At 34.3% G+C, this 22,132-nt stretch carries 15 protein-coding genes and 1 tRNA gene; 3 read left to right on the forward strand and 13 right to left on the reverse strand.

Annotated features, from left to right (window positions below; genetic code table 11):
• Nucleotides 1-16: 16 nt before the first annotated feature.
• Nucleotides 17-2,206, reverse strand: a complete 2,190-nt coding sequence (locus ICJ83_RS10175) for a S9 family peptidase (protein WP_188230268.1) — start codon at nucleotides 2,204-2,206, stop codon at nucleotides 17-19.
• Between the two features lie 249 nt (nucleotides 2,207-2,455).
• Between ICJ83_RS10175 and ICJ83_RS10180 the strand changes: the two genes are divergently transcribed.
• Nucleotides 2,456-3,784, forward strand: coding sequence for a hydroxymethylglutaryl-CoA reductase, degradative (locus ICJ83_RS10180; protein WP_188230269.1), 1,329 nt, complete (start codon nucleotides 2,456-2,458; stop codon nucleotides 3,782-3,784).
• A 3-nt stretch (nucleotides 3,785-3,787) separates the two neighbouring features.
• On the forward strand, nucleotides 3,788-4,693 hold the full coding sequence (locus tag ICJ83_RS10185; RefSeq protein ID WP_188230270.1) for a GYDIA family GHMP kinase: 906 nt from the start codon (nucleotides 3,788-3,790) through the stop codon (nucleotides 4,691-4,693).
• 96 nt (nucleotides 4,694-4,789) lie between these two features.
• Here ICJ83_RS10185 and ICJ83_RS10190 read toward each other — a convergent pair whose 3' ends face one another.
• From ICJ83_RS10190 to ICJ83_RS10220, 7 genes are all read right to left on the reverse strand, one after another.
• On the reverse strand, nucleotides 4,790-6,919 hold the full coding sequence (locus tag ICJ83_RS10190; protein WP_188230271.1) for a peptidylprolyl isomerase: 2,130 nt from the start codon (nucleotides 6,917-6,919) through the stop codon (nucleotides 4,790-4,792).
• A 138-nt stretch (nucleotides 6,920-7,057) separates the two neighbouring features.
• Nucleotides 7,058-8,347: a hemolysin family protein gene (locus tag ICJ83_RS10195; protein WP_188230272.1), complete on the reverse strand. Its 1,290-nt coding sequence runs from the start codon at nucleotides 8,345-8,347 to the stop codon at nucleotides 7,058-7,060.
• A gap of 3 nt (nucleotides 8,348-8,350) precedes the next feature.
• Nucleotides 8,351-8,542, reverse strand: a complete 192-nt coding sequence (locus ICJ83_RS10200; RefSeq protein WP_188230273.1) for a hypothetical protein — start codon at nucleotides 8,540-8,542, stop codon at nucleotides 8,351-8,353.
• Between the two features lie 127 nt (nucleotides 8,543-8,669).
• Nucleotides 8,670-9,224, reverse strand: a complete 555-nt coding sequence (gene lptC, locus ICJ83_RS10205; protein WP_188230274.1) for an LPS export ABC transporter periplasmic protein LptC — start codon at nucleotides 9,222-9,224, stop codon at nucleotides 8,670-8,672.
• Nucleotides 9,224-10,603, reverse strand: coding sequence for a tetratricopeptide repeat protein (locus tag ICJ83_RS10210; protein ID WP_188230275.1), 1,380 nt, complete (start codon nucleotides 10,601-10,603; stop codon nucleotides 9,224-9,226). The genes lptC and ICJ83_RS10210 overlap by 1 nt, the downstream gene beginning before the upstream one ends.
• Nucleotides 10,604-10,626: 23 nt before the next feature.
• Nucleotides 10,627-11,931 carry a hypothetical protein gene (locus tag ICJ83_RS10215; protein WP_188230276.1) on the reverse strand — a complete coding sequence of 435 codons (1,305 nt, stop codon included), beginning with the start codon at nucleotides 11,929-11,931 and terminating at the stop codon, nucleotides 10,627-10,629.
• Nucleotides 11,928-12,659 (reverse strand): type III pantothenate kinase, encoded by a 732-nt coding sequence (locus ICJ83_RS10220; protein ID WP_188230277.1) that lies wholly within the window; start codon nucleotides 12,657-12,659, stop codon nucleotides 11,928-11,930. The genes ICJ83_RS10215 and ICJ83_RS10220 overlap by 4 nt, the downstream gene beginning before the upstream one ends.
• Before the next feature lie 170 nt (nucleotides 12,660-12,829).
• Here ICJ83_RS10220 and ICJ83_RS10225 point away from each other — a divergent pair.
• Nucleotides 12,830-12,902 (forward strand) — tRNA-Phe (locus ICJ83_RS10225).
• Between the two features lie 116 nt (nucleotides 12,903-13,018).
• Here ICJ83_RS10225 and ICJ83_RS10230 read toward each other — a convergent pair.
• From ICJ83_RS10230 to ICJ83_RS10250, 5 genes are all read right to left on the reverse strand, one after another.
• Complete coding sequence (locus ICJ83_RS10230; RefSeq protein WP_188230278.1) at nucleotides 13,019-13,630, reverse strand: gluconate 2-dehydrogenase subunit 3 family protein; 612 nt, start codon at nucleotides 13,628-13,630, stop codon at nucleotides 13,019-13,021.
• A gap of 2 nt (nucleotides 13,631-13,632) precedes the next feature.
• Nucleotides 13,633-15,336, reverse strand: coding sequence for a GMC oxidoreductase (locus ICJ83_RS10235; protein ID WP_188230279.1), 1,704 nt, complete (start codon nucleotides 15,334-15,336; stop codon nucleotides 13,633-13,635).
• Nucleotides 15,337-15,366: 30 nt separating this feature from the next.
• Complete coding sequence (locus ICJ83_RS10240; protein ID WP_188230280.1) at nucleotides 15,367-18,759, reverse strand: DUF1080 domain-containing protein; 3,393 nt, start codon at nucleotides 18,757-18,759, stop codon at nucleotides 15,367-15,369.
• 19 nt (nucleotides 18,760-18,778) lie between these two features.
• Nucleotides 18,779-20,047, reverse strand: a complete 1,269-nt coding sequence (locus ICJ83_RS10245) for a Gfo/Idh/MocA family oxidoreductase (protein WP_188230281.1) — start codon at nucleotides 20,045-20,047, stop codon at nucleotides 18,779-18,781.
• A gap of 132 nt (nucleotides 20,048-20,179) precedes the next feature.
• Complete coding sequence (locus ICJ83_RS10250; protein WP_188230282.1) at nucleotides 20,180-21,982, reverse strand: LamG domain-containing protein; 1,803 nt, start codon at nucleotides 21,980-21,982, stop codon at nucleotides 20,180-20,182.
• Nucleotides 21,983-22,132 lie beyond the last annotated feature (150 nt).

The following is a 22,132-nucleotide window of genomic DNA, read 5'->3' on the forward strand; positions in this document are numbered from 1 at the left end:
TTACAGCTTAGTTGATTTATTTTATTTTATCGCCTAAATTTTCGTTCAGGAAGTTAGTCATTTTTTTGTAAAGATGAAGTCTCGTATTTCCGCCGTAGATACCATGGTTTTTATCAGGATAAATCGCCCAGTCAAATTGCTTATCGGCCTGAATTAAACTTTCAACTAAGCGCATGGTATTTTGAACATGCACATTGTCATCGGCAGTACCATGTACTAAAAGAAAATCTCCTCTTAATTTTTCCACGTGGTTTATAGGAGAGTTATCATCATAACCCTCTGGATTTTCTTGTGGCAAACCATTATAGCGTTCGGTGTAAACGGTATCGTAAAAACGCCAACTGGTTACTGGTGCCACCGCGATTGCCATTTTAAATACATCGTTTCCTTTAAACAAACAGTTACTACTCATAAAACCTCCGTAACTCCATCCCCAGATTCCGATTCTGGTTTTATCTACAAAAGATAATTCGGCTAATTGCTTGGCAGCTGCTATTTGATCCTCCACTTCATATTTCCCCAATTGCCCATAAGTTACTTTTTTAAAGTCAGCGCCTTTAAATCCTGTTCCGCGACCATCTATACATACAATTATGTATCCTTGTTGCGCCAAATGCTGATACCAAAAATCGTTCGCATTTAACCATTGGTTTGCTACCTGCTGTGACCCTGGACCTGAATATTGAAACATCAACACTGGATAAGATTTATTCGCATCAAAATTTGAAGGTTTTAGCATCCACATATTCAAATCATTTCCATTTACAGAAATGGTACTAAATTCCTTTTCTGACAAGTTATAATTTGATAATTGTTGTAATAGCGCCTTATTATCTTTTATAGGTTTGATAATTTCTCCTGTTGTCGCTTTATTTAAAGTATAAACTGGTGGTGTTTTTGTATTCGAAAACGTATTTATAAAAAAGGAAAAGTCGGCACTAAATTCAGCATGGTTTGTTCCTTCCAATTGCGACAAGCGCTTTTTACTACGTCCATTTAATTTAACCGAATATACGTCGCGATTTATAGAACCATTTTCAACCGATTGGTAAAATATTCTATCACTCTTTTCATCATAACCGTAATATGCAGTTACTTCCCAGTTTCCTGTAGTTACTTGATTAATTAAATCTCCATTATTCGAATAGTGGTAAATATGATTGTAACCATCTTTTTCGCTAGTCCAAATAAAACTATTATCTTCTAAAAAAGTTAAATTATCAGTAACATCTACATAAGCTTTATCTGTTTCGGCTAACACTAAAGATGCGCTGTTTTCTTCAGCATCAATAAACCACAAATCTAATTCGTTTTGCTTTCTATTTAGGTAATGTGCGCTTAAAATATTAGCGTTATTGGTCCACTTAATTCTTGGAATATAAAAATCGTTATACGACTTGTTTACCTTAACAGTTTTAGTACCTTTAGTTGTTAAGTCATAGAAATGCAAAGAGACCAATGAATTAGCCTCTCCTGCTTTTGGATATTTAAATACTTGTTGTGTTGGGTATAAACTTTCCCCATAAAGATCCATTGAGAATTCTGGCACATTGGTTTCATCAAAACGAATAAAGGCAATTTTATCGCCATCTGTATTCCATTCGAAAGCCCGAACAAAGGCGAACTCTTCTTCGTAAACCCAATCGGTTATACCATTTATAATTTTATTTTTTTCTCCATCGGTTGTTACCTGTGTGGTTACTCCTGTACTTAATTCCTTAATATAAATATTGTTTTTGTAAACATATGCTACTTTAGTGCCATCAGGGGAAAATGTTGGCTCCTGAATTTTTTCATCAGCAATGGATATCAAAGTTTTATCGTCTACATTATAAACAAAATAATTACCTAATACCGAATGGCGGTAGACCGATGTTTCGTTTGTAGCCAAAATTAGTTTGCTTTCATCCTTACTAAAGGTGTAATTCGTAAAATAATCAAGTTCGTCGATTTCTCTTGAATCCACTAATGTTTCTACCTTTTCAAGTGTTTTATAATCGTATATATCTACAGATGTTGAACGCGTACTTCTATTAAAATTAAACACCGAATACTGCTGTCCATTTGCCATAGAGTGAAGCACATCCATACGTTCTGTTCTAAACGTACCATTCCAGATTTCTTCAAGGGTAATTTGCTTATTTTGAGCAGTTAAGCAGGTTACGAATAATACGCAAGCATAAAACGAGATTTGTAAGTATTTCATCAAAAAAAATATTTATTTCGTAAAGAGAGCCCAATTTTACTAAAAATAATATAAAATATAGGTTTTATTAACACTTTAATAACGTCTTTAAATAAAATAAACTTGTTTCAATATTGTAGCTAAGAGTAGTATCTTTGCTCAACAAACTTCTTGGGACTTAGTTCAAGAGGCTTTTTGTGAATAACCTAACACTAATTAAAGTCATTTTTTAATGCATTAATATCGATTTTTCGACTTAACACATACTTTATGAGTAAATCTATTTCCGGTTTTTCCAAATTATCGAAGTCAAAAAAAATTGACTGGATGGTAGAAACTTACTTTTCTAACGCTGAACAAGCTAAAACGGTACTGAAGCAATATTGGAATACCAACGAAAAATTACAAAAATTACACGACGAATTTATTGAAAACACCATCACCAACTATTATTTACCTCTTGGTGTAGCTCCTAATTTTTTAATAAATAACACACTCTACACCATCCCAATGGCCATTGAAGAAAGTTCTGTAGTGGCTGCTGCTAGTAAAGCTGCTAAATTTTGGTTAGACCGTGGCGGATTTAAAACAGAAGTGATTTCCACAACAAAAATCGGACAGGTTCATTTTATGTACCATGGTAATCCAGAAGCTTTAACGTCGTTTTTTAATGAGGTAAAACCTAAACTGATTTCAGATGCACACCCCATTACAAAAAACATGGAAAAACGTGGTGGTGGGATTTTAAATATAGAATTAAACGATAAAACTAAAGACATCCCCGGGTACTACCAACTTCATGCTTCGTTTGAAACACTGGATGCTATGGGTGCTAATTTTATAAATTCTTGCTTAGAGCAATTTGCAAAAACATTCAAATCGGAGGCTTTATTATTTGATGGCTTTTCAGAAGAAGAAAAAAATATTCAAATCGTGATGAGCATTTTATCAAATTATGTCCCAGAATGCCTGGTACGTGCCGAAGTAAGTTGTAAAGTTGAAGATTTAACTGAAAGCGAAAATATTTCCGGCAATGAATTTGCACAAAAATTTGTCCAGGCTGTAAACATAGCTGAAATTGAGCCTTACCGTGCCGTAACACACAATAAAGGTATTATGAACGGTATTGACGCCGTTGTATTAGCTACAGGAAATGATTTTAGGGCTATTGAGGCCTGTGCTCATGCTTATGCTTCAAGACATGGAAAGTATAGTAGTTTATCGCATGCTAAAGTAGAAAATGGCATATTTACCTTCTGGATAGAAATACCATTAGCCTTAGGGACCGTAGGTGGCCTTACGGGTTTACATCCACTTGTAAAACTTTCTTTAGAGTTACTACACCACCCAAGCGCTAAGGAACTTATGCAAATTATAGCAGTTGCAGGATTAGCTCAAAACTTTGCTGCGTTACGCTCCCTTACGACAACAGGCATCCAACAAGGTCATATGAAAATGCATTTAATGAATATATTAAATCAGTTTGAAGCCACCGATGCTGAAAAACAAATCCTAACAACCCAATTTAAAGACCAAACAGTATCGCATAGTGCGGTTGTTTCGGCCATAGAAAATCTACGCTCGCAAAGCAGCCTATAAATCATGCATAAATTTTACAGCAACGGAAAACTTTTAATAACCGGAGAATATCTTGTTCTCGATGGCGCAAAAGCTTTTGCTTTACCTACAAAATTTGGGCAATCGTTGGAAGTTTCACCAATAGAAGAAGAAAAACTTATTTGGGAAAGCTACAATAGCGATCAGTCCATTTGGTATAGCGCGGAGTTTAAGTTTTTAAACCACCAAATTAAAAGTACCGAATCGAGTGAAATTTCCAATCGGATTGTTAATATTATTCATGCGGCGACATCTTTAAATGAAGATTTTTTGTCGAATAATAAAGGTTATAAGATATCTACACATTTAAGTTTCCCTAAAAATTGGGGTTTAGGCACATCGTCTACTCTTATTAATAATATTGCTAATTGGGCTAAGGTAAATCCTTATCAACTATTAGAAAAAACGTTTGGCGGCAGTGGTTATGATATTGCTTGCGCACAACATAATCATCCGATATTTTACAAAAAGGAATTTAATAGCCCAGAAGTTTCTGAAGTTGATTTCAATCCTAACTTTAAAAATCATTTATTTTTTGTGTTTCTAAACAAGAAACAAAATAGTAGAGAAGGTATTGCGTATTACAATGCAAATAAATCGAATATAACACCCATCATTTCAGAAATAAATGATATCACGAACAAACTTGTGCTTACCGAACAATTATCGGAGTTCGAATCTCTTTTAAATCAGCATGAAAGTATTATTTCTAAAACCACAAAACAAGTAACAGTTAAGGAACGCTTATTTAGCGATTTTGAGGGCTGCATAAAAAGTTTAGGGGCTTGGGGTGGCGATTTTGTTTTGGTCACGAGTGAAACCAATCCAACGTCTTATTTTAAATTGAAAGGATACGAAACGATTGTTCCTTATAGCGAGATGATATTATAATTTTTTTTAATAACACCTCTTCTTGAAGGCATAATTTACTCTATAAAAAAAGGGGAGCAATTAAATTGCTCCCCTTTTTAATATTTCCATTTGCTTTTATTGAATCTGACTTTCAACACGATTGTCTTCAATTTCGGCAGCGTCTTTTAAAGCATTATAAAGCTTAGTAGTTACCACATTTACTTTTTGTTGTTCTACACGATTAGCTGCTGCTTGATAGTTTTCTAAAGCAACTGCTGGTGTAATTTTCGTAACTTGAATCATATAGACACCATTGTTTCCATCGATTAATCCAGAAGTTTCACCTTCATTTAAACCGAATGCAGCTCCAACTACTAATGGCTCTCTACCTGCTCCAGATAATGTTGGATTCTTCATGTTAACAGCTGATACCGTTCTTACAGAAACGTTTTGGCTAGCTGCTAAATCATCAAGATTCGATGCTGACACTTTATCTCTAAGCATTTCTGCCTTTTTCTCCTTACGAACAATTGGCAGAACACTTGCTGTTGCTTCTTCAACAGACATTAGCCCTTTTTCATGCTTAGCTACTAATTGAGCTATAACATATCCGTTTGGTACTGAAAAACGCTTTATTGCACCTTCTTTAGCTCCTTCTTCAAATGCCCAGCGCACAATTTGTCTTTGGTTACCAACACCTGGAATATTTTCATCTAATACTTTTATTCCGTTTACTGGTCTTACCACAAAATTATTGTCTTTAGCTGCCGCATCAAATTCCTTATCTCCAAGAACAGCTAATTCAAATGTTGACGCATCTCTAAATACTTTGTCTATAGTTTCTTCAGAAGGCTCTATTTTTCTGGCTAAAGTACCAACTTGAATGGCTTTTTGTTTGTCTTTAAGACCTTCAATTTCGATAATGTGATAACCAAATACAGTTTTCACAACCCCTAAATCACCTACATTACCTTCAAATTCGAAATCATTAAATTCTGGCACCATGGTATTGTAAGGATGCCAATCGTAACGACCACCATTTGAAACACTACCCTGATCTGAAGAAAACTCTGTGACTAAACTTTCAAATTTAGAACGGTCTGCTTTTATAACAGTTAATAAACTATCGGCAGTAGCTTTAGCTTGAGCATCGGTTTGAGTTACATCTGGTTGTGCACTTTGCGCACCTAAAAACGGAATTAAAATATGTCTAACTTTTGCTGAATCTGGTATTTGCTTAACTGCAATTAGTTTAGAAATCTTATAATAACCATTATCTTTATACGGGCCATAAGTTTCACCTACATTTAAATTAAATAGAGAATCTGCAATTGTAGAAGGTAAGCTTGATTTAAATAAGAAACGGTCATCAAACTTAATATCTGAATTTCTATTAACAAATGCTTCGTTATCTGAAGTGTTTAAAAACCCTTTTACGGTTTCGTTTTCTTTAGTATTGCTGTTATACTCTTCTTTATCTTTTAACAGTTCGGTAAGTTCAGATTTAATAGCTTCTTCATCTTCTACAGACGCCACTTCATTAAACTGTACAAACTTAATATCTCTTGAAGCTTCTACTTCGTATTTCTTTTTATTCTTTTTGATATAATCAGAAATATCGGATTTTGAAACCTCAACTAAACTATCGGCAATCGAGCTATAAGCCAACTGAACATACTTTACGTCAACTTTATTACCTTCTAATTCATACTCCAATTCTCCTTCAGCTAAAGTACCAGTTAGACCAGCTTTAACCATATTAAAGTAATTTTGTTGTAACGCATTTGAAGCCACAGATTGTTCGTAGTTAACCCACTGCGCATAACCTTCGGCAGAGGTCTCCTTTAAATTAGCGATATACTCGTTTAATTTTGCTTCATCAAAAATTCCAGCTTCATTTAAAAACTCCGGACTGTTAGCTAGAGCCGTTTTTAATAAATCGCGCATTTGATCCTTCTCTACAGTAATACCTAAAGCCTCGTATTGAGTTTCCATTACCGCTTTTCTCACTTCCTGATCCCAAACACGGTTCATTACCTGTGTACTAGTTGCATTTGGGCCTAATTGACGTTGTGCTATTTCTACCTTTTGTAAAAAATCTTCTCTGGTAATATCTTTTCCATTTATAGTTGCCACGATGTTATCGCTGCCACTAAATGCATTTCCGCTTTTAAACAAATCTGCTAATACAAAAGAAAATAACGCTAAAGCAATAACTATTATTAAAAATAGCGAACGTTGTCTAATCTTATTTAAAACTGCCATGTGTAATTAAAAAATTTAAAAAAACCCTTACTGGGATTTAGCTTGTTACAATTGATACCTTTAGTTGAAAGCATGTATCGCGGCGAAAATACTATTTTCTATTAAATAATAAAAGGAGTTAGATGTTTTAATTATGCTTTAATCTTCATCTATAATTTTAAGCTCTATAAGATCTATTTTTGTATTAGATACCTCAACGATAGAAAATTGAAATTTATCAATTTTTACAATCTCATGCTGACTTGGAATTTCTTCGGTATGATTAACGATTAAACCGCCTAACGTTTCATAATTTTCACTTTTAGGCAAATTTAATTTATAGGTTTCATTAATATAATCGACTTCTAATCTGGCTGAAAAAGTATAAGTATCTTCGTCTGTTTTTTCTTCGATTAAATCGATGGTATCATGCTCATCTTCAATTTCTCCAAATAATTCCTCAACAATATCTTCGACCGACATAATACCTGATGTTCCTCCGTACTCATCTAAAACGACAGCTATACTTTTTCGCTTTTTTATGAGCAAACTAAGCACATCCTTTATTAAAACCGTTTCGGGAACAAACTCAACAGGCAAGATCATGGCTTTAATATTTTTGGGTCTTTTAAACAATTCGAATGAATGCACATAACCCACAATATCGTCTATAGTTTCTTTATAAACCAATATTTTTGTAAACCCGGTCTCCGTAAAAAGACTGCTTAAATTTTTAAGTGAATCGTTAATTTCGATAGCCGTTATTTCGGTTCGAGGCACCATAACTTCCCGAGCTTTAACATCGGAAAATTCTAAAGCATTTTGAAACATTTGAATTTCGGTATCTACCTCGTCATGTTCTTCTACCGACTCCATTTGTTCGCTTATATAATTACCAAGTTCAACTTTTGTGAATGCTAATTGAATTTGGTCGCCTTCGGTTTTAAAAACATATTTTAATACAAAATCAGAAATCCAAATTACAAAATCGGATATAAGACTAAACAACACATAAAACACATAGGCTGGCACAGCTAAGGTTTTAATTAATGTGTTCGCATAAATTTGAAAAAATACCTTTGGTAAAAATTCGGCAGTAATTAAAATAACTAAAGTTGAAATAATAGTTTGCGTAAGCAAGCTAAAATCGGTTAACATTAAGTTTATAAAATTACTGGTTGTTGGCATCAAGGATTGAAACCATGCTACCAATAAATCGCCCATAAAAAAACCGTAGATTACCAAGGCAATATTGTTACCAATTAACATGGTAGCAATAAATTTTGAAGGTTTTGCTGTTAGCTTTGTTAATACCGTAGATAGTAAACCTTCCTGTTTTTTTTCAATTTCGATATGGATTTTATTAGATGACACATAGGCAATCTCCATACCGGAAAAAAAAGCTGATAGTAACAGTGAAACAATTATGATTATTACATAAATGCTCATGTATTACGACTTGTTTTTATTACCATATTTATTAGCAAATTTTCTTCGGAAGAAAAAGATAAAAACAGCTAATCCTGCTAAAGCAAACGACACATAAGCACCATGTGTACCATCTCCCCATTTGGTAATCCCATCGTAAAGGAATAACACTGCAAAAACCAGATAAGCGAATTGAAAAATTTTAGAGTATTTCATGAATTTTATTTATAGCCAATACCAACTTAAGATTAAAAGTGGCAAAAGGCATTGATTAAAATTTGTAATGTAAAGATAATTAAATTTGAAGTATGCCGAATTGTATTTTATCAAGAATACTTTAAAATTATTCTTCAACAGTAATAATACCCGTTACCTCGAGCACTTCGGCGTTCTTGAATTTGGAATCTGAATCGAAACCATTACCGTTTATAATATCGGTTTCAGAGGTAAAGGTTACCGGGTTGTTGGTAAATAGCCATTCCTTTTTTTGGTCGTAATACAACTGCTCAGTTTTTAATTCTCTGTCGTCGGTTGTTGTTATTACTACATTTCCTTGCAAGTCTATTAAATCGGTTTTATCGTAAACTATGGCATAATCTGCTACAACGGTACTTTTCTTGTTATCATCGTCGTAAAGATACAACGTAATACCTTGATCGAATTCGTTAAACGGAAATTCGCGATTGCTGTAATCCAGCATTCTTTTACTTAGTAAATTGGCTGTGACCCGACCCGAATCGGTATATTTTAAATTGATATTTTCGGCAACCCCAATCGGCTCATTTTCAGACAAACCAATTTGTTGCACTTCATTATAACTGTTGTTACATGAAAAAAACATAGTCACCGTAAAAACGGTGACTATGAATAATATATTATGTTTTCTTTTTGTATTCATTAAATATTTGGAACCGTTACCGAAGCACCAATCCAACATCCAATTTTAATTACTGTTCCTGAACAACCACAACTAAACACATCTTGCCTTGATGGCGCTTTAGCTTTGTAACTTGCAACAGACTGAGCCGATGCTTTCTTTAGAGTAGCATCTACGCGTCCTGCTTTTGCTGCTTCATCGGCAGCTAACCAGTACACCGCTCTTTTATTAAACGCAGTATCACCACAATTATTGGCACTGGCTGCATACATAGCTGCAATTGCTAAATACGGACGACCATTAGATGGGTTTAACTGTAATGCTTGTCTGAAATAGTTTCTAGCTTTTCCGTAATTACCAGCTTTTTTAAATTTAGTACCAACTTGGTATACAATCTTAGATTTTTTGTAACTGTCGGTTTCTAAATCGATTGCTTGCTGATAAAACTTAACAGCCTCACTAGATTTCCCTTCTTTATCTTTTAATACACCTAGGTAATACGCCGAGCTCGCCGATGGGTTTAATTCGTGTTGTGCATTTACCAATTTCACGAATAACGGACTATCGGTACATTCTTTCTCATACATTTTAGCAACCGCTCTTCGAACCCAGGTTATATTCATTTTGTTTGCCTCAAAATCCTTTTCGTAAAGTGGAATTAAGTTATCGCAGTTAGCACGATCTCCTAATAATTTATCCATTCCACCTGATACGATATCGTAATTTAAAAGGTAACTTTCATAATACTTTTTATAGGCTGGCTCTTTTCCAGATAAAGGTGTTCCTTCTTCTTCTTTGGCGATGATAGGGTTTAACTTTTCAGAGTAATTCTTCACTTCCTCTTCAATTTTCTCTGCTACATCGTCGTATTTATCGAACAATTCTGCCGGCGTTTTCTTTTTGGCATCATATAATTCTACCATTAAAGAAAAGTATGTATACAAACTTTTTGGGTTGGTAAATGTTTCCTTATCTGCCTTATATGCGGCATCAAAACAATTATACAACTCCTCATCTGTTTTATTTAAAAGCTCCTTATTGTCATACTGTACCTGGCAAGATTCAGCTAAAAATTGACCTTTAGGCGTTTTACTTGGGTAATACTCTAAACGCTGTTCCCAAAGTTTTAATAAATCATTTATTAAAGTCGCTTTTTCAGCACCCTGTGCTTTATCAATTTTATCTTCTAATATTTTTTCACCATCAATATAGATAGCAATATTAAATTTAGGGCATTTGTTTCTTACTGCCATCCAAGGCTCGTAAGCGGCATCATAATTTTTTGCTTTTACATACTCATGGAATATAGAAAGCTTAGTCATACATTCCTCATCTTGTTGTGCAAACCCCGCAAAGCCAACAAATAATAAAGCAAATAAAAATGTAATTTTCGTCTTCATGTTCTTAAATTTTCTCTTTTCTGTTAGTCATATTTCCTTTTTTGAAACCATCTATCGTTCAAAGATAAGCTTAATTGGAAATTAATAAAATTCTCTTGTATTAAATTGTTGTTAGTAGTTCCTCGTTTTCCTAGTTCTAGACCTAGATTTGCATTAGAGAAGAAAGTACCAACTGGTAACCCTACTCCAAAAGATATGCCAAACTCATTAATCGACTCGTTTTCAATCTGCAAACCTGTATTTTCAAAATGCATTCCTGCACGGTAAGTTACGCGTTTAAAATAATTATTAAAAGAATTATATTGAGGAATGAAGAATCCTCCTACCGAAAACGTTTTAGAATTCTCATAACTCGTTGCTCCTGTTCTGTAAAGTTCATTTGAAAACTTACTTGCATTTAAAAATATTGTTTCTACACCAACAAACCATTTTAATGGTTGTCCTATACCCGCACCAAAGGCTAATTTAGAGGGTATTACTAAATCGGTCTCTTCCAGGCCTTGCGCCTCTAAATCATCCTCAATTGTATCTACCACAATTTCTTGTCCTGTTCCAGACAAGGTAATGGTTGAGTATGATCGCTCATTTTGCGATACTAAATTACTTTCTGGTGTATAAGTTAGAGCTGAAACAAACTCCAGCTTTTCGTTAATCATGGTTTTGTAGTTAAGCCCTAAATTCACATTTAAACCACTTAAATCTGATCTATTGTTCTCTCTAGATTGATATTGGGTAAGCACACCATCATCATCATAGCTATACACTACGGTACTATTTTGAATATTACCAAAGTTGTATTGCACATCGGCACCTACACTTAAACCCTTATAGATTTGGTAAGCAAACCCTAAAAACACCTTATTAACACCACCTTCACCTCTAAATTGGTTAGACAGGTCTCCTTCTTCATTAAGTGACTCTAACTTATAACCTACCGAGGTATATGGCATTAACCCGAAACCAACACCTAATTTTCCCATCGGAATATTCATTGCTAAATAATCAAAAGTGGTAGATGATGCATTATCGCTACTAGAATCACTCTTTAAGCTGATGTTTGAATAGGTACCTCCAACCGTATATTTTACAAGACTACTACCATCGGTAAGACCTTCTAAATTATTTCCAGCATAAGAGGCAGGGTTTCTTAAATTAACATGAATACTATCTGAATAAATACTTAGTCCCCCCATACTACGGTTTTCAACAGTACCTTTAAATTTCAAGCTTCCAATACCGTAGAAAGAATATGGCGAGGCCGTTCCCTCTTGCCCGTAACTTTTAATTGCTAATAATGCAACAAAAATTAATACAAGTTTTTTTATCATTCGTTCGAATTAAATTGTAATATTTGGTTTAAACCTTCTAAAAGAAAATTTAGGTTGACAAATATGGTACTTTTTAATTGTTTAGACAAGAAATTACAATCGCCTCCTGTTAAAATAACTGTTAAATCTGCATATTTTAACTGATAATTATGAATAATTCCTTCAATTTCATTTAAAACACCGTAAACAACTCCGGAATGTATTGAATTTATTGTAGAATCTCCAATTAACATTCTTGGAACTTCCTTTTCTAATAACGGTAAATTAGCAGTTAAATTATGTAAAGCTTTATAACGCATCTCAATTCCTGGTGATATTCCGCCCCCTAAATATTCATTTTCAGCGTTTACAAAGTCGTAAGTAATGCAAGTCCCTGCATCTATAATAAGTGTATTTGATTTTGGAAATTTATTCACCGCAGCACAAACTAAACCTATTCGATCTATCCCTAATGTTTTTGGGGTTTGATATAAATTTTTAAAAGGAAGTTGAGTTTCTGCATTAATGACTAAAACAGGTAATTTTCCTGTAATTTCCTTTAAAGCAGTTGCTTCTAGTTTTCCTACCGAAGACACAATGGCGCGTTTTAGTTCTGGGTACTTTACTTGGAGACCGGTTACCTCTTCTACCAATCGGTCTGGGCTTACAGTACTTTTAACTACCAACGCATTTTGATTAAACACAGCCAGTTTTACCAGAGTATTACCAACATCTATTACTAAATTCATGAATTTTATTAAAGGGGTAAATGTACAAAACAAGATTTAATAAAAATTTATTTTTCATATCTCATTGATTTCAAAACAGATAAAAAACACATCCAAAAAAATTGAATTTTTTTTCATTTTTCTCTTGGCAGAAATCTAAAAAGCACATATATTTGCAACCGCTTAACAGAGGTACCTTAGCTCAGTTGGTAGAGCAAAGGACTGAAAATCCTTGTGTCCCTGGTTCGATTCCTGGAGGTACCACTACAAAAATCCTGAAACATTTGTTTCGGGATTTTTTGTTTTTAAGACATTTCACAAACAAAAAGGTGGAATTTTAACAAACCCCACCTCTTTAATTTTAAATTGTATTAGTAGTCTTAAGATTCAAAAAACGCATCAGAAGACATGCAAGAATTATACTGTGGCGTATACGGGTCGTACTTTTGTACTTCATCATGTAATGCTTCTGCCGAAGTATACGCAAACAACGTATAGCGTCTAACAAATAACAAATAACTGTATAGATAATACCTTTCATTTCTCACACTATCCTCTGGAGAAGAATTTACCAACGTCATAACCTGTTCGGCTTCTTCATTTTCAACATCAAAATAATTTGACACAATAAGGGTATAATCGAATTTATCACCTTCTAATATAGATTTACCCGTTAACGCCTTAAAGGTCTTACTAAAAACTTCCGCTCCTTTCAAAAACGTTTGTTGCTCTGTATCGTTTATAACATCTTTTAATAAAAGATCTAAAAACTGAGGCGTATTAACTGTAGATGCTGCTGGTAACAAGCCTTGTGGAACAATAACATTTGCTAAACTTTCAATGGCATAGGCTTGTTCTTCATTTAAAAATAAAGGTTTCCAATTAATGCGATGTTTTGCCTCACATGAAGACAAAATTTGCATAATAGTTGGCGTTGCTATGGCGTAGCCTAAACCTAATCCTAAAGTTTTTAACGATTGTCTTCTATCCATAATTAAAATGTTTTACTTTTAATTTGTTCTGCTGCATGATTAGCCGCCCTTGCGGAAAGCGCCATATAGGTTAATGATGGATTTTGGTACGGCGAAGACGTCATACAAGCACCATCGGTAACGTAAACATTAGGTACGGCATGTATCTGGTTATGCTTATTTAAAACCGAAGTTTTCGGATCTCGCCCCATCCTCGCGGTTCCCATTTCATGAATAGCATGTCCTGGAAAACTAGGTGCATTATACCCTTTCACATTTTTAAAGCCAGCCTTCTTTAACATGTTAAAGGCTTCACTTTCCATATCCTCTCGCATTTTCATTTCGTTTTCTTTAAACTCACAATCGAAGGTTATCGTTGGAATTCCCCACTCATCCCTTTTATCGTAATTTAAATACATCCTGTTCTCGTGATATGGCAAACATTCTCCAAAGCCTGTCATCCCTATTTGCCATGGTCCTGGTTTAAACATTTGTTCCTTTAAGGCTTTACCGTAAGATAACTCCTTGATTCCGTTTTGCCAATTTGTCCTGCTGGCAGATCCTTGAAAACCAAAACCCCTTAAATAATTTTGCTTAGTTGCCTCATCTCCGAGATTTCGAAAACGCGGAATATGAAAACTTGTAGGGCGATGACCTTTGTAATACTTATCATCAAAACCGTCTACTGTGGCCGTTGCTCCAACCCTAAAATGATGATCCATAAGGTTATGCCCCAATTCGCCACTATCATTACCTAAACCGTTAGGAAATCGTTCTGAAGTAGAGTGCAGTAAAATAGCTGTACTAGCCATTGCTGAAGCACAACAAAAAATGACTTTAGCTTTAAAGTGTAATGTTTCGTGAGTTTCTGCATCGATAACTTCAACACCCGTTGCCAACTGTTTTGTATCATCGTAAATAATTTTGTTTACAATAGAATGTGGACGTAAAGTCATGTTACCTGTTTTCTTTGCAGCGGGCAATGTTGATGCATTACTACTAAAATAGCCTCCAAACATACAACCTCGTATACATTTATTTCGATACTGACAATTTACTCTACCTTCGCGTTCTATATCGCCTGTTAAATGAGCAAATCGCCCCATAATTAAATGGCGATTATCGTATTGCTCTGATATTTTGTTTCTGAATTCCTGCTCAACGCAATTCAACTCCATCGGCGGGGTAAAAATGCCATCGGGCAAATGCGGTAATCCTAACTTTTCACCGCAAACACCAATAAAACTTTCTACCTTATCGTACCAGGGAGAAATATCATTATAACGAATAGGCCAGTCTACCGCAATACCTTCTTTTTTGTTAGCCTCAAAATCCAAATCACTTAATCTCAAAGTTTGTCGGCCCCAGGTAATTGAACGCCCTCCAACATGATAGCCACGAATCCAATCAAAACGTTTATCTTCATTATATGGATGTTTTATATCATCAACGAACCAATGTTTCGAATCTTCTCGAATAACATATCCTGTACGATCCTGTTTTTCCTGTCTTTTTCGTTCCTCACGACTAAGCAAGCCTCGGTATTTAAAGTCCCAAGGCTCCTTATTCATTGTTGGATAATCTTTAATATGTTCAACATTTCTGCCACGCTCTAAAACCAAGGTTTTTAAACCTTGCTCGCATAATTCTTTAGCTGCCCATCCGCCTGAGATACCTGTCCCAATAACGATGGCATCATAAACTTCTTCATTATTAAACTCACTCATTAAGTATCCAATATTTTCTTTCGTAATAAATTATTTAGTTAAATCTTTTACTCTTATGTTTCGAAACCAAAGTTCGGAACCATGGCCTAAAAATCCAATATGACCTGAATTTCTTTTTAACCCTGGATGGTCTTTATGGTCGGCGGTTCCATTTTTGGAGGCTTCTTTAATATTACTATCAACAATAACTGTTCCGTTTAAGGTAATTTTAATATGGTCGCCCTTTACCTCTACCTCTTCATAATTCCATTCTCCAACGGGATTTAAAAATCCTCTTTTCGCGGCCACAATACCATACACTGAACCGTGATATTGATACGGCTCCAAATTAGCATAAATTGATGCGGTATTATCTAAAATTTGCAACTCTTTACCAACATAAGCGACGTCTCCTTCTAATGGGGCATGTATACCCAAGCCATTATTTGCCCCTGCTGTTAGTTTAAACTCAAATCGGAAAATAAAATCTGAATATTCTTGAGCAGTAAACAAATTACCGTGTCCACCCTGCTTTGGTCGCACCGCAATCTCATTATTTTCTACCACATAATCAACCTTATTACCAATCCAATGATCTAAATCTCGACCATTAAATAAAGATTTGAAACCAGAATCTCGTTCTTCCTGACTTAATAAATCATCACCCGAAACAATTTCTCTAACATATATATTTCTGAATCCTAAATCCTCGCCATGCGCCTGTAACTCTATGGCTTCTTTGGGAAAAATATCCATACTTCTGTCCCAATAATTTTCTAACGGAACATTATCGGTAACTAAAACTCCATTAAGATAAACTGTTACTCGATTTCCTATCATTTTAATTCTAAACGTATTCCAGTCATTGATGGGGTTATCGGCAACCACCAATGGCTTGCTTTCGTTTTTTTGGTTATTATACAACCCCCCACTACCTACTTGTGCGCCAACATTTGTTCTGGCAATATCCCAAATTTGCACTTGTGGAGTTCCTCTTAAATAAATACCGCTGTCACCACCATGTGTAATTTTCCAGTCTACTAACATTTCAAAATCACCATAATCCTTAATGGTGCATATGTTATTATACCCTTCACCTTTAAAACCTATTACTCCATCTTTAACAAACCAATCTTTCAACATTTGTGTATTAGCAACAGATTGAGACTTGGCGAGTTCTGCTTTAGACATTTTTTGACGCGCGATTGGATTTTTAACTAAGCCTTCCCAGCCGCTTAAATCCTTTCCATTAAAAATAGAAACATAACCTTCATCCTTTGGCATATTTTCTAAAAACTCCTTCACGTCTAGTTTTATATATTGACTATCTGGGCCTGTTAAATGATTGACACTTCTCGACACGATATCTTTAACAACTATACCACTTAATGCATCGTTTTTTCCTGGTGTTGGTAATGCTATTTTAATTACAGCATTGGCTGCGTGAGCCCGTAAGCTAGAATCATCTAAAAACTCGGAAACAAAAACTAAAGATAAAAACGTTTTAATATTTGACACCTGAGTGATAATTTGTTTTTGTTCATCTGTTGTTTTAGCATAGTCGTTCAACTTTCTTACTAAAAGTAATTTTTGGTCATCAGGCACTCCTGAATTACTAACCTTTTTCAAATATGCTTTAAATGCCTGAGATTTTATATTTGAATTTTGTTCAACCACATTGAACAATACTGGAAGTGCTTCATTATTTTTCCATTCTGATAGAGTTTGAATGGCTAATATTCTAGAAGCTTCATCTCCTGATTCCAAAACATTAGACACTAAAAGTAATGCTTCTTCACTCGCAAGCTCTGATAATAGTGGAATCCATTTTGATTTGTTTTTATCGTTTTTAAAAGCCTGATAAACCAAAACATTTTGGGAATCATCTTCGGTTTCTAAAATTGTAAGGATTCCTTTTTGTAGATTTTGAATATTATCGTTATCTGTTTCGTTTGATAACAACTCAATCATTTCCTCTAAATTTTCGTTCACCACTAAATACGGTAAGGCTTCGTAAACTGTTTTATTTAAGTAAGAATCATCAATTTCTAAAAGTGACACTACTTTATCGAACTGTTCGTTAGCATGTCTGGCTGCAAAAACGCGAACCAAAACCTTTTTACCATTCGAAGAGACGGCTTCTAACTTACTCGCTAATAGGCTGCAGTCTTTTAAAGAAACGACCTTTAATAAGGTTTCCTCAATGGCTTTAAATTCAGCATCAGATTGCGCAATTTCTAACTGATTTAATAAAACAGGCAAAGCCTTTTCCTTAGCCTGATAATCCATAGATTTAACTCCCCCAATACGAACGTTCTCACTTTTAGAGTTTACAGCTTTCAGTAAACAGTCATTAAACACCGCTTCACTCTCACTTGTTTGCAGCATATTAATAACTAACAATTTAACATCATCTGAAGATTTTTTGAACACTTTAATCCATTTCGATATATTATTTGAATGAAGATGTTTTGAAGCTTCATCCAGAACAACTGCTTTATATGCCAAATCGCCTTTATTAACCTCCTTTAATAATATTTTGGTTGCATCATTTCCGTTTGATATCAATCGCACGCCTGCTGAGCGGTAATGCAATTGGTTGTCGTTATTACAATTTTCTAATAATAACTTACCTAGTTCAACACTTAAATCGGTATTTCCTGAATCTTTTAAAACATTAGCATAATGAATGAAGGCTAAAATAGCTTTAGATTCGTCTAAATTATAATCGGCATTTTTTACCGCGCCTATTAAATAACCTGACGAATCTATCAACCCAATATTAGCTAAAGCTAACAAAGCACTTTGCTTCACAGGAATTGAAGCTGATTTTCCCAAGTCGTATAAGGTATTTACAGCTGGCTCATATTTTAATTGCCCTAAAACATCTATAAATGCTGGTTTATCATCATTATTTGCTTTAGCTAAACCCTTTAAAACAATTTGCGCTGCCTCCTCTGTACCAATTGATTGTAACGCAGAGAGCGCAGGTTTAAATAATTCATTATCAGACAAATAAACTTTAAAAACAGGAACACTTAAGTTAGTTCCGCAAAAATTTAATCGCTGTATTAAAAAAGTACTTAATTCCACATCAGATTCAGACTGCAAGGCTTTTAATAAAGCCTGTTCTACAATATGTTCTGAATCTAAATCTGGGTGTCCTCCACTAAAAACGGCTGCACTTTGAATGGCATAACGTACTCGAGTATCGTCTCCAGTCCCTAAAGGTTCAAGCATTTTGGTAAACTCATAAACACCTTCAACATCGAGGAAAATCATTTCCTGCATGAGTTTATCTTTATGATTTAAATCTTTGGTTGGTAATTGTGCCAGAATATCGGCAACTTTTGTTTCTATGGTTCGGTTTATTTGACCTGATATTGTATTTACAGCACTGAAAAACAAAACTGCAGTACATATATATAATATTATTCTTTTCATTAAATTCTTAAATTTTTAATTAATATGCCCAAGCACTTCGTTCTGGTTGATGAATTAATCTGTTAGCTTCTTCATCGTTAATAAATTCTTGTTTTACCGGATCAAAATGAAGTGTTCTACCTAGACGCAACGCTGTAATTCCCATATTAACTATTGTAGCCGATCGATGACCATTTTCCTCATTTAATGCGAACTTTTTGCGACTTTTTACCGAATCTGAAAACACCGTTATTTGTTCTTCTGGATCAGGCATACTATTAATAATGCCCTCAATATTTGGAATATCAGATTTAAATCCGTTGAATATTTTTCCGTCTGGCCCCTCTAAATAGGCTGCATTTTTATCTTCGTTGGCGCCATCCAAAATAATTTGACAACCATCTTCATACGTAAAGATAATTTTTCTCCATGTACCTATAGCATCGTAATGTTGCTGTGGTGCATCTACTTCAACTTTTACCGGACTTGTATTATCTTTTCCTAAAAAATACTGTACTGGATCTATATAGTGCTGCCCCATATCTCCAAGTCCGCCACCGTCATAATCCCAATAGCCTCTAAAAGTAGTATGTACCCTGTGAGCATTATATGGTTTTTCTGGTGCTGGCCCCAGCCACATATTATAATCCAAATTATCGGGTATATTTTGCGGTTTTAAATTCTCCTTCCCGACCCAGTAAAACTTCCAGTTAAAACCAGTTACTCCACTAATGGTTACTTTTAAAGGCCAGCCCAAAACTCCGCTGTCTACAACTTTCTTTAATTTATTTACAGGAGTACCCATCCCGTAAAAATTATCCTTAAATCGAAACCAGGTATTTAATCGAAACATGCGTCCATGTTGCTTCATTGCTTCTACTACACGTTTACCTTCTCCTATCGTTCTGGTCATTGGTTTTTCGCACCATACATCCTTACCTGCTTCAGCTGCCATAATAGACATTATTGCGTGCCAATGTGGAGGGGTTGCAATATGAACAATATCTATATCGGGACGTGCGAGTACTTCTCTAAAATCCCTATAACCTTTAACATCGTTCCCTAGTTTACTTAACGTATCAGATAAATGTTTTCCATCGGCATCACATACAGCCATTAAGCGTGTACCCTCGTAATTCAAATGGGCCTGCCCCATACCTCCTACTCCTATTACTGCTTTTGTTAATTGGTCGCTAGGTGCAATAAAATTATTTCCACCCATAACATGTCTAGGTATAATACTAATCCCAGCTGTAGCGACAATTGCTTTCTTAACAAAGTCTCTTCTATTTGTAACTTGTTTCTTCATTCAGTAAAGTTTAATTGATTAACTAAATAACTATGCAAGTTTTAAAGTCTTGCCATATTTATAACTGTAAATCTAGTCGTGAAGATGTAGTATTAGGGGTAATAAAAAGGGTAACTACCTAAAATTGTGATGTTAATTTGTAACTTTTCGAGAATAAGGTTCTCCGTAATATTGTTCGTACAACTTATAGAAATGTTCGGAAACTTTTTGCGCCGACATGTGTTTGCCTTGTTTAATCAGTAAATTTACTTTTATGTTTACCGCTTCTTCATGTAAAGCATCTATAATTAGAATAACTTCACAAAGTTCCATTTTTTTATCGTCATTAATTTTTTCATTAACCAAAAATGGTGTTAAATATTCTAAAATGAAATTATCGAATTTAGATTTGAAAATATCAATCCAATCCATATTAAAATTAGGAAGTAATTGACCATGTTTTAATATTGACAAACACTCCCAAATATCACCCATTTCATGTTCCTTTTTATTATAAGAAAATAAATTTGGTAATAATTTCTTTAGGTGAAATAAATCAATTCGATAAGGCTCATCAGCAAAAATTTTCCATTTTTTATCTTCATAAACTACTGATATCCCCTTAAGCTCCTTAAAAATATTCCTAATTTCCTTTATTTGAGTACTTCTATTATTTTTAGCTTGTGCTGCCGAAAAACCAGGCCATAAGACTTCTCCCATTTTTTTAGAGGTGATACCATCCTCTTTAAGCGTAAACAAGATTAAACACAACAGTAATTCCGTACGCTTTGGTGAAAACTTGTGTGTAATATTTTCTCCAACACTGTTTGTAACACGAAATCCACCCAAACAAACTATACTATAGTTTACCGGTTTTAACGTTGTAGCCTTAGATTCAAAACTCGTGCGTTTTAGCGCCTCATAATTCGTGCTATTTAACGTCTTAACGTGTCGCTTTTTCTTAATCGAAAGGTAAAGCGTTAATACAAGAAGTAATACACCAACACCAATTAAAATAAAAATTAACAGAACATTCGAATCATTATTTACAATTGGAATACCAGAGGTATAGACCTGCTTAATTTCATCATCGCTCAAGGCTCTTTGCCATAAAGCAAAATTACTCATTAAACCCTTATAGTTTTCTCCCCAAATATTTGACCCTATTAATATGGAATGATTTGTTTGGTTAATACCAGAAGCTTTAATCGTACTGACTTTATTTCCATTTACATAAAAATCAATTTCATTATTTGGTAAATAAACATAAGCGATATGGGACCAAACATTTTTAGTAATAGACTCACTTTTACTTGAATGATCCTTTATACTAGGCGTCGTAAAAATTAAGTTTCCGTCAAATATTTTAGCCGAAAACACCTTCCCCTTTCCTACAATACTCTGAATACCAGCAACAGACTTTGGTTTAATCCACGCAGAAATAGTTAACTCTTCAAAAATATCATCTTTACCAGACCTTAAGTCTATATAACTTGAAGTTCCATTGAAGGAAGCCACCTTACCTAATTTAGAATCATTAACAAAAGCGATATGTTTATATATATATTCCGCGTTTGAATTAGTAAAGGCATTCGTTTTTTTATTGAGAGGTAAAAAAATATTGAGTTTATCTTTTATCTCATATTTAACAGCGCTAAAAACCTTTATACTATCGGCTTTGAAACTATTAAAATCGAAAATATCGGGAGTAAACCAAAACCCTCTTTTTTGCGGAGTCAAAGTTTTTGAATTAGAGAAGAATGTATCAGTCGTTTTCTTTCCTGGATACTCTTTCCAACTAACACTCTGTAATGCTTCCCCATTTATCTCAGCAGTAGCATAATAAGAAAACTTCAATTTTTCAAATACTTTTAAGCTATCTACGGATGTTTGCGCAACAATAATTGTAGTTATAAAAAAGAAGTAAAAAAACAGATTTCCTTTTAGTTTAGCCATAGTTACAAAACGAGGCTGTAAGGTATAAAAAACTTGTATCTTAAAAAAGGATGCTCAGATAAGTTAGGACAAAAAAAAATCCTCAGTCTGTTAGAAGACTGAGGATTATAAATACTGAACTTGATTCAGTACCAAAAAAGGCAACGACCT

The sequence above is a fragment of the Aestuariibaculum sediminum genome (genome assembly GCF_014596945.1).
GTDB classification, from domain to species: domain Bacteria; phylum Bacteroidota; class Bacteroidia; order Flavobacteriales; family Flavobacteriaceae; genus Aestuariibaculum; species Aestuariibaculum sediminum.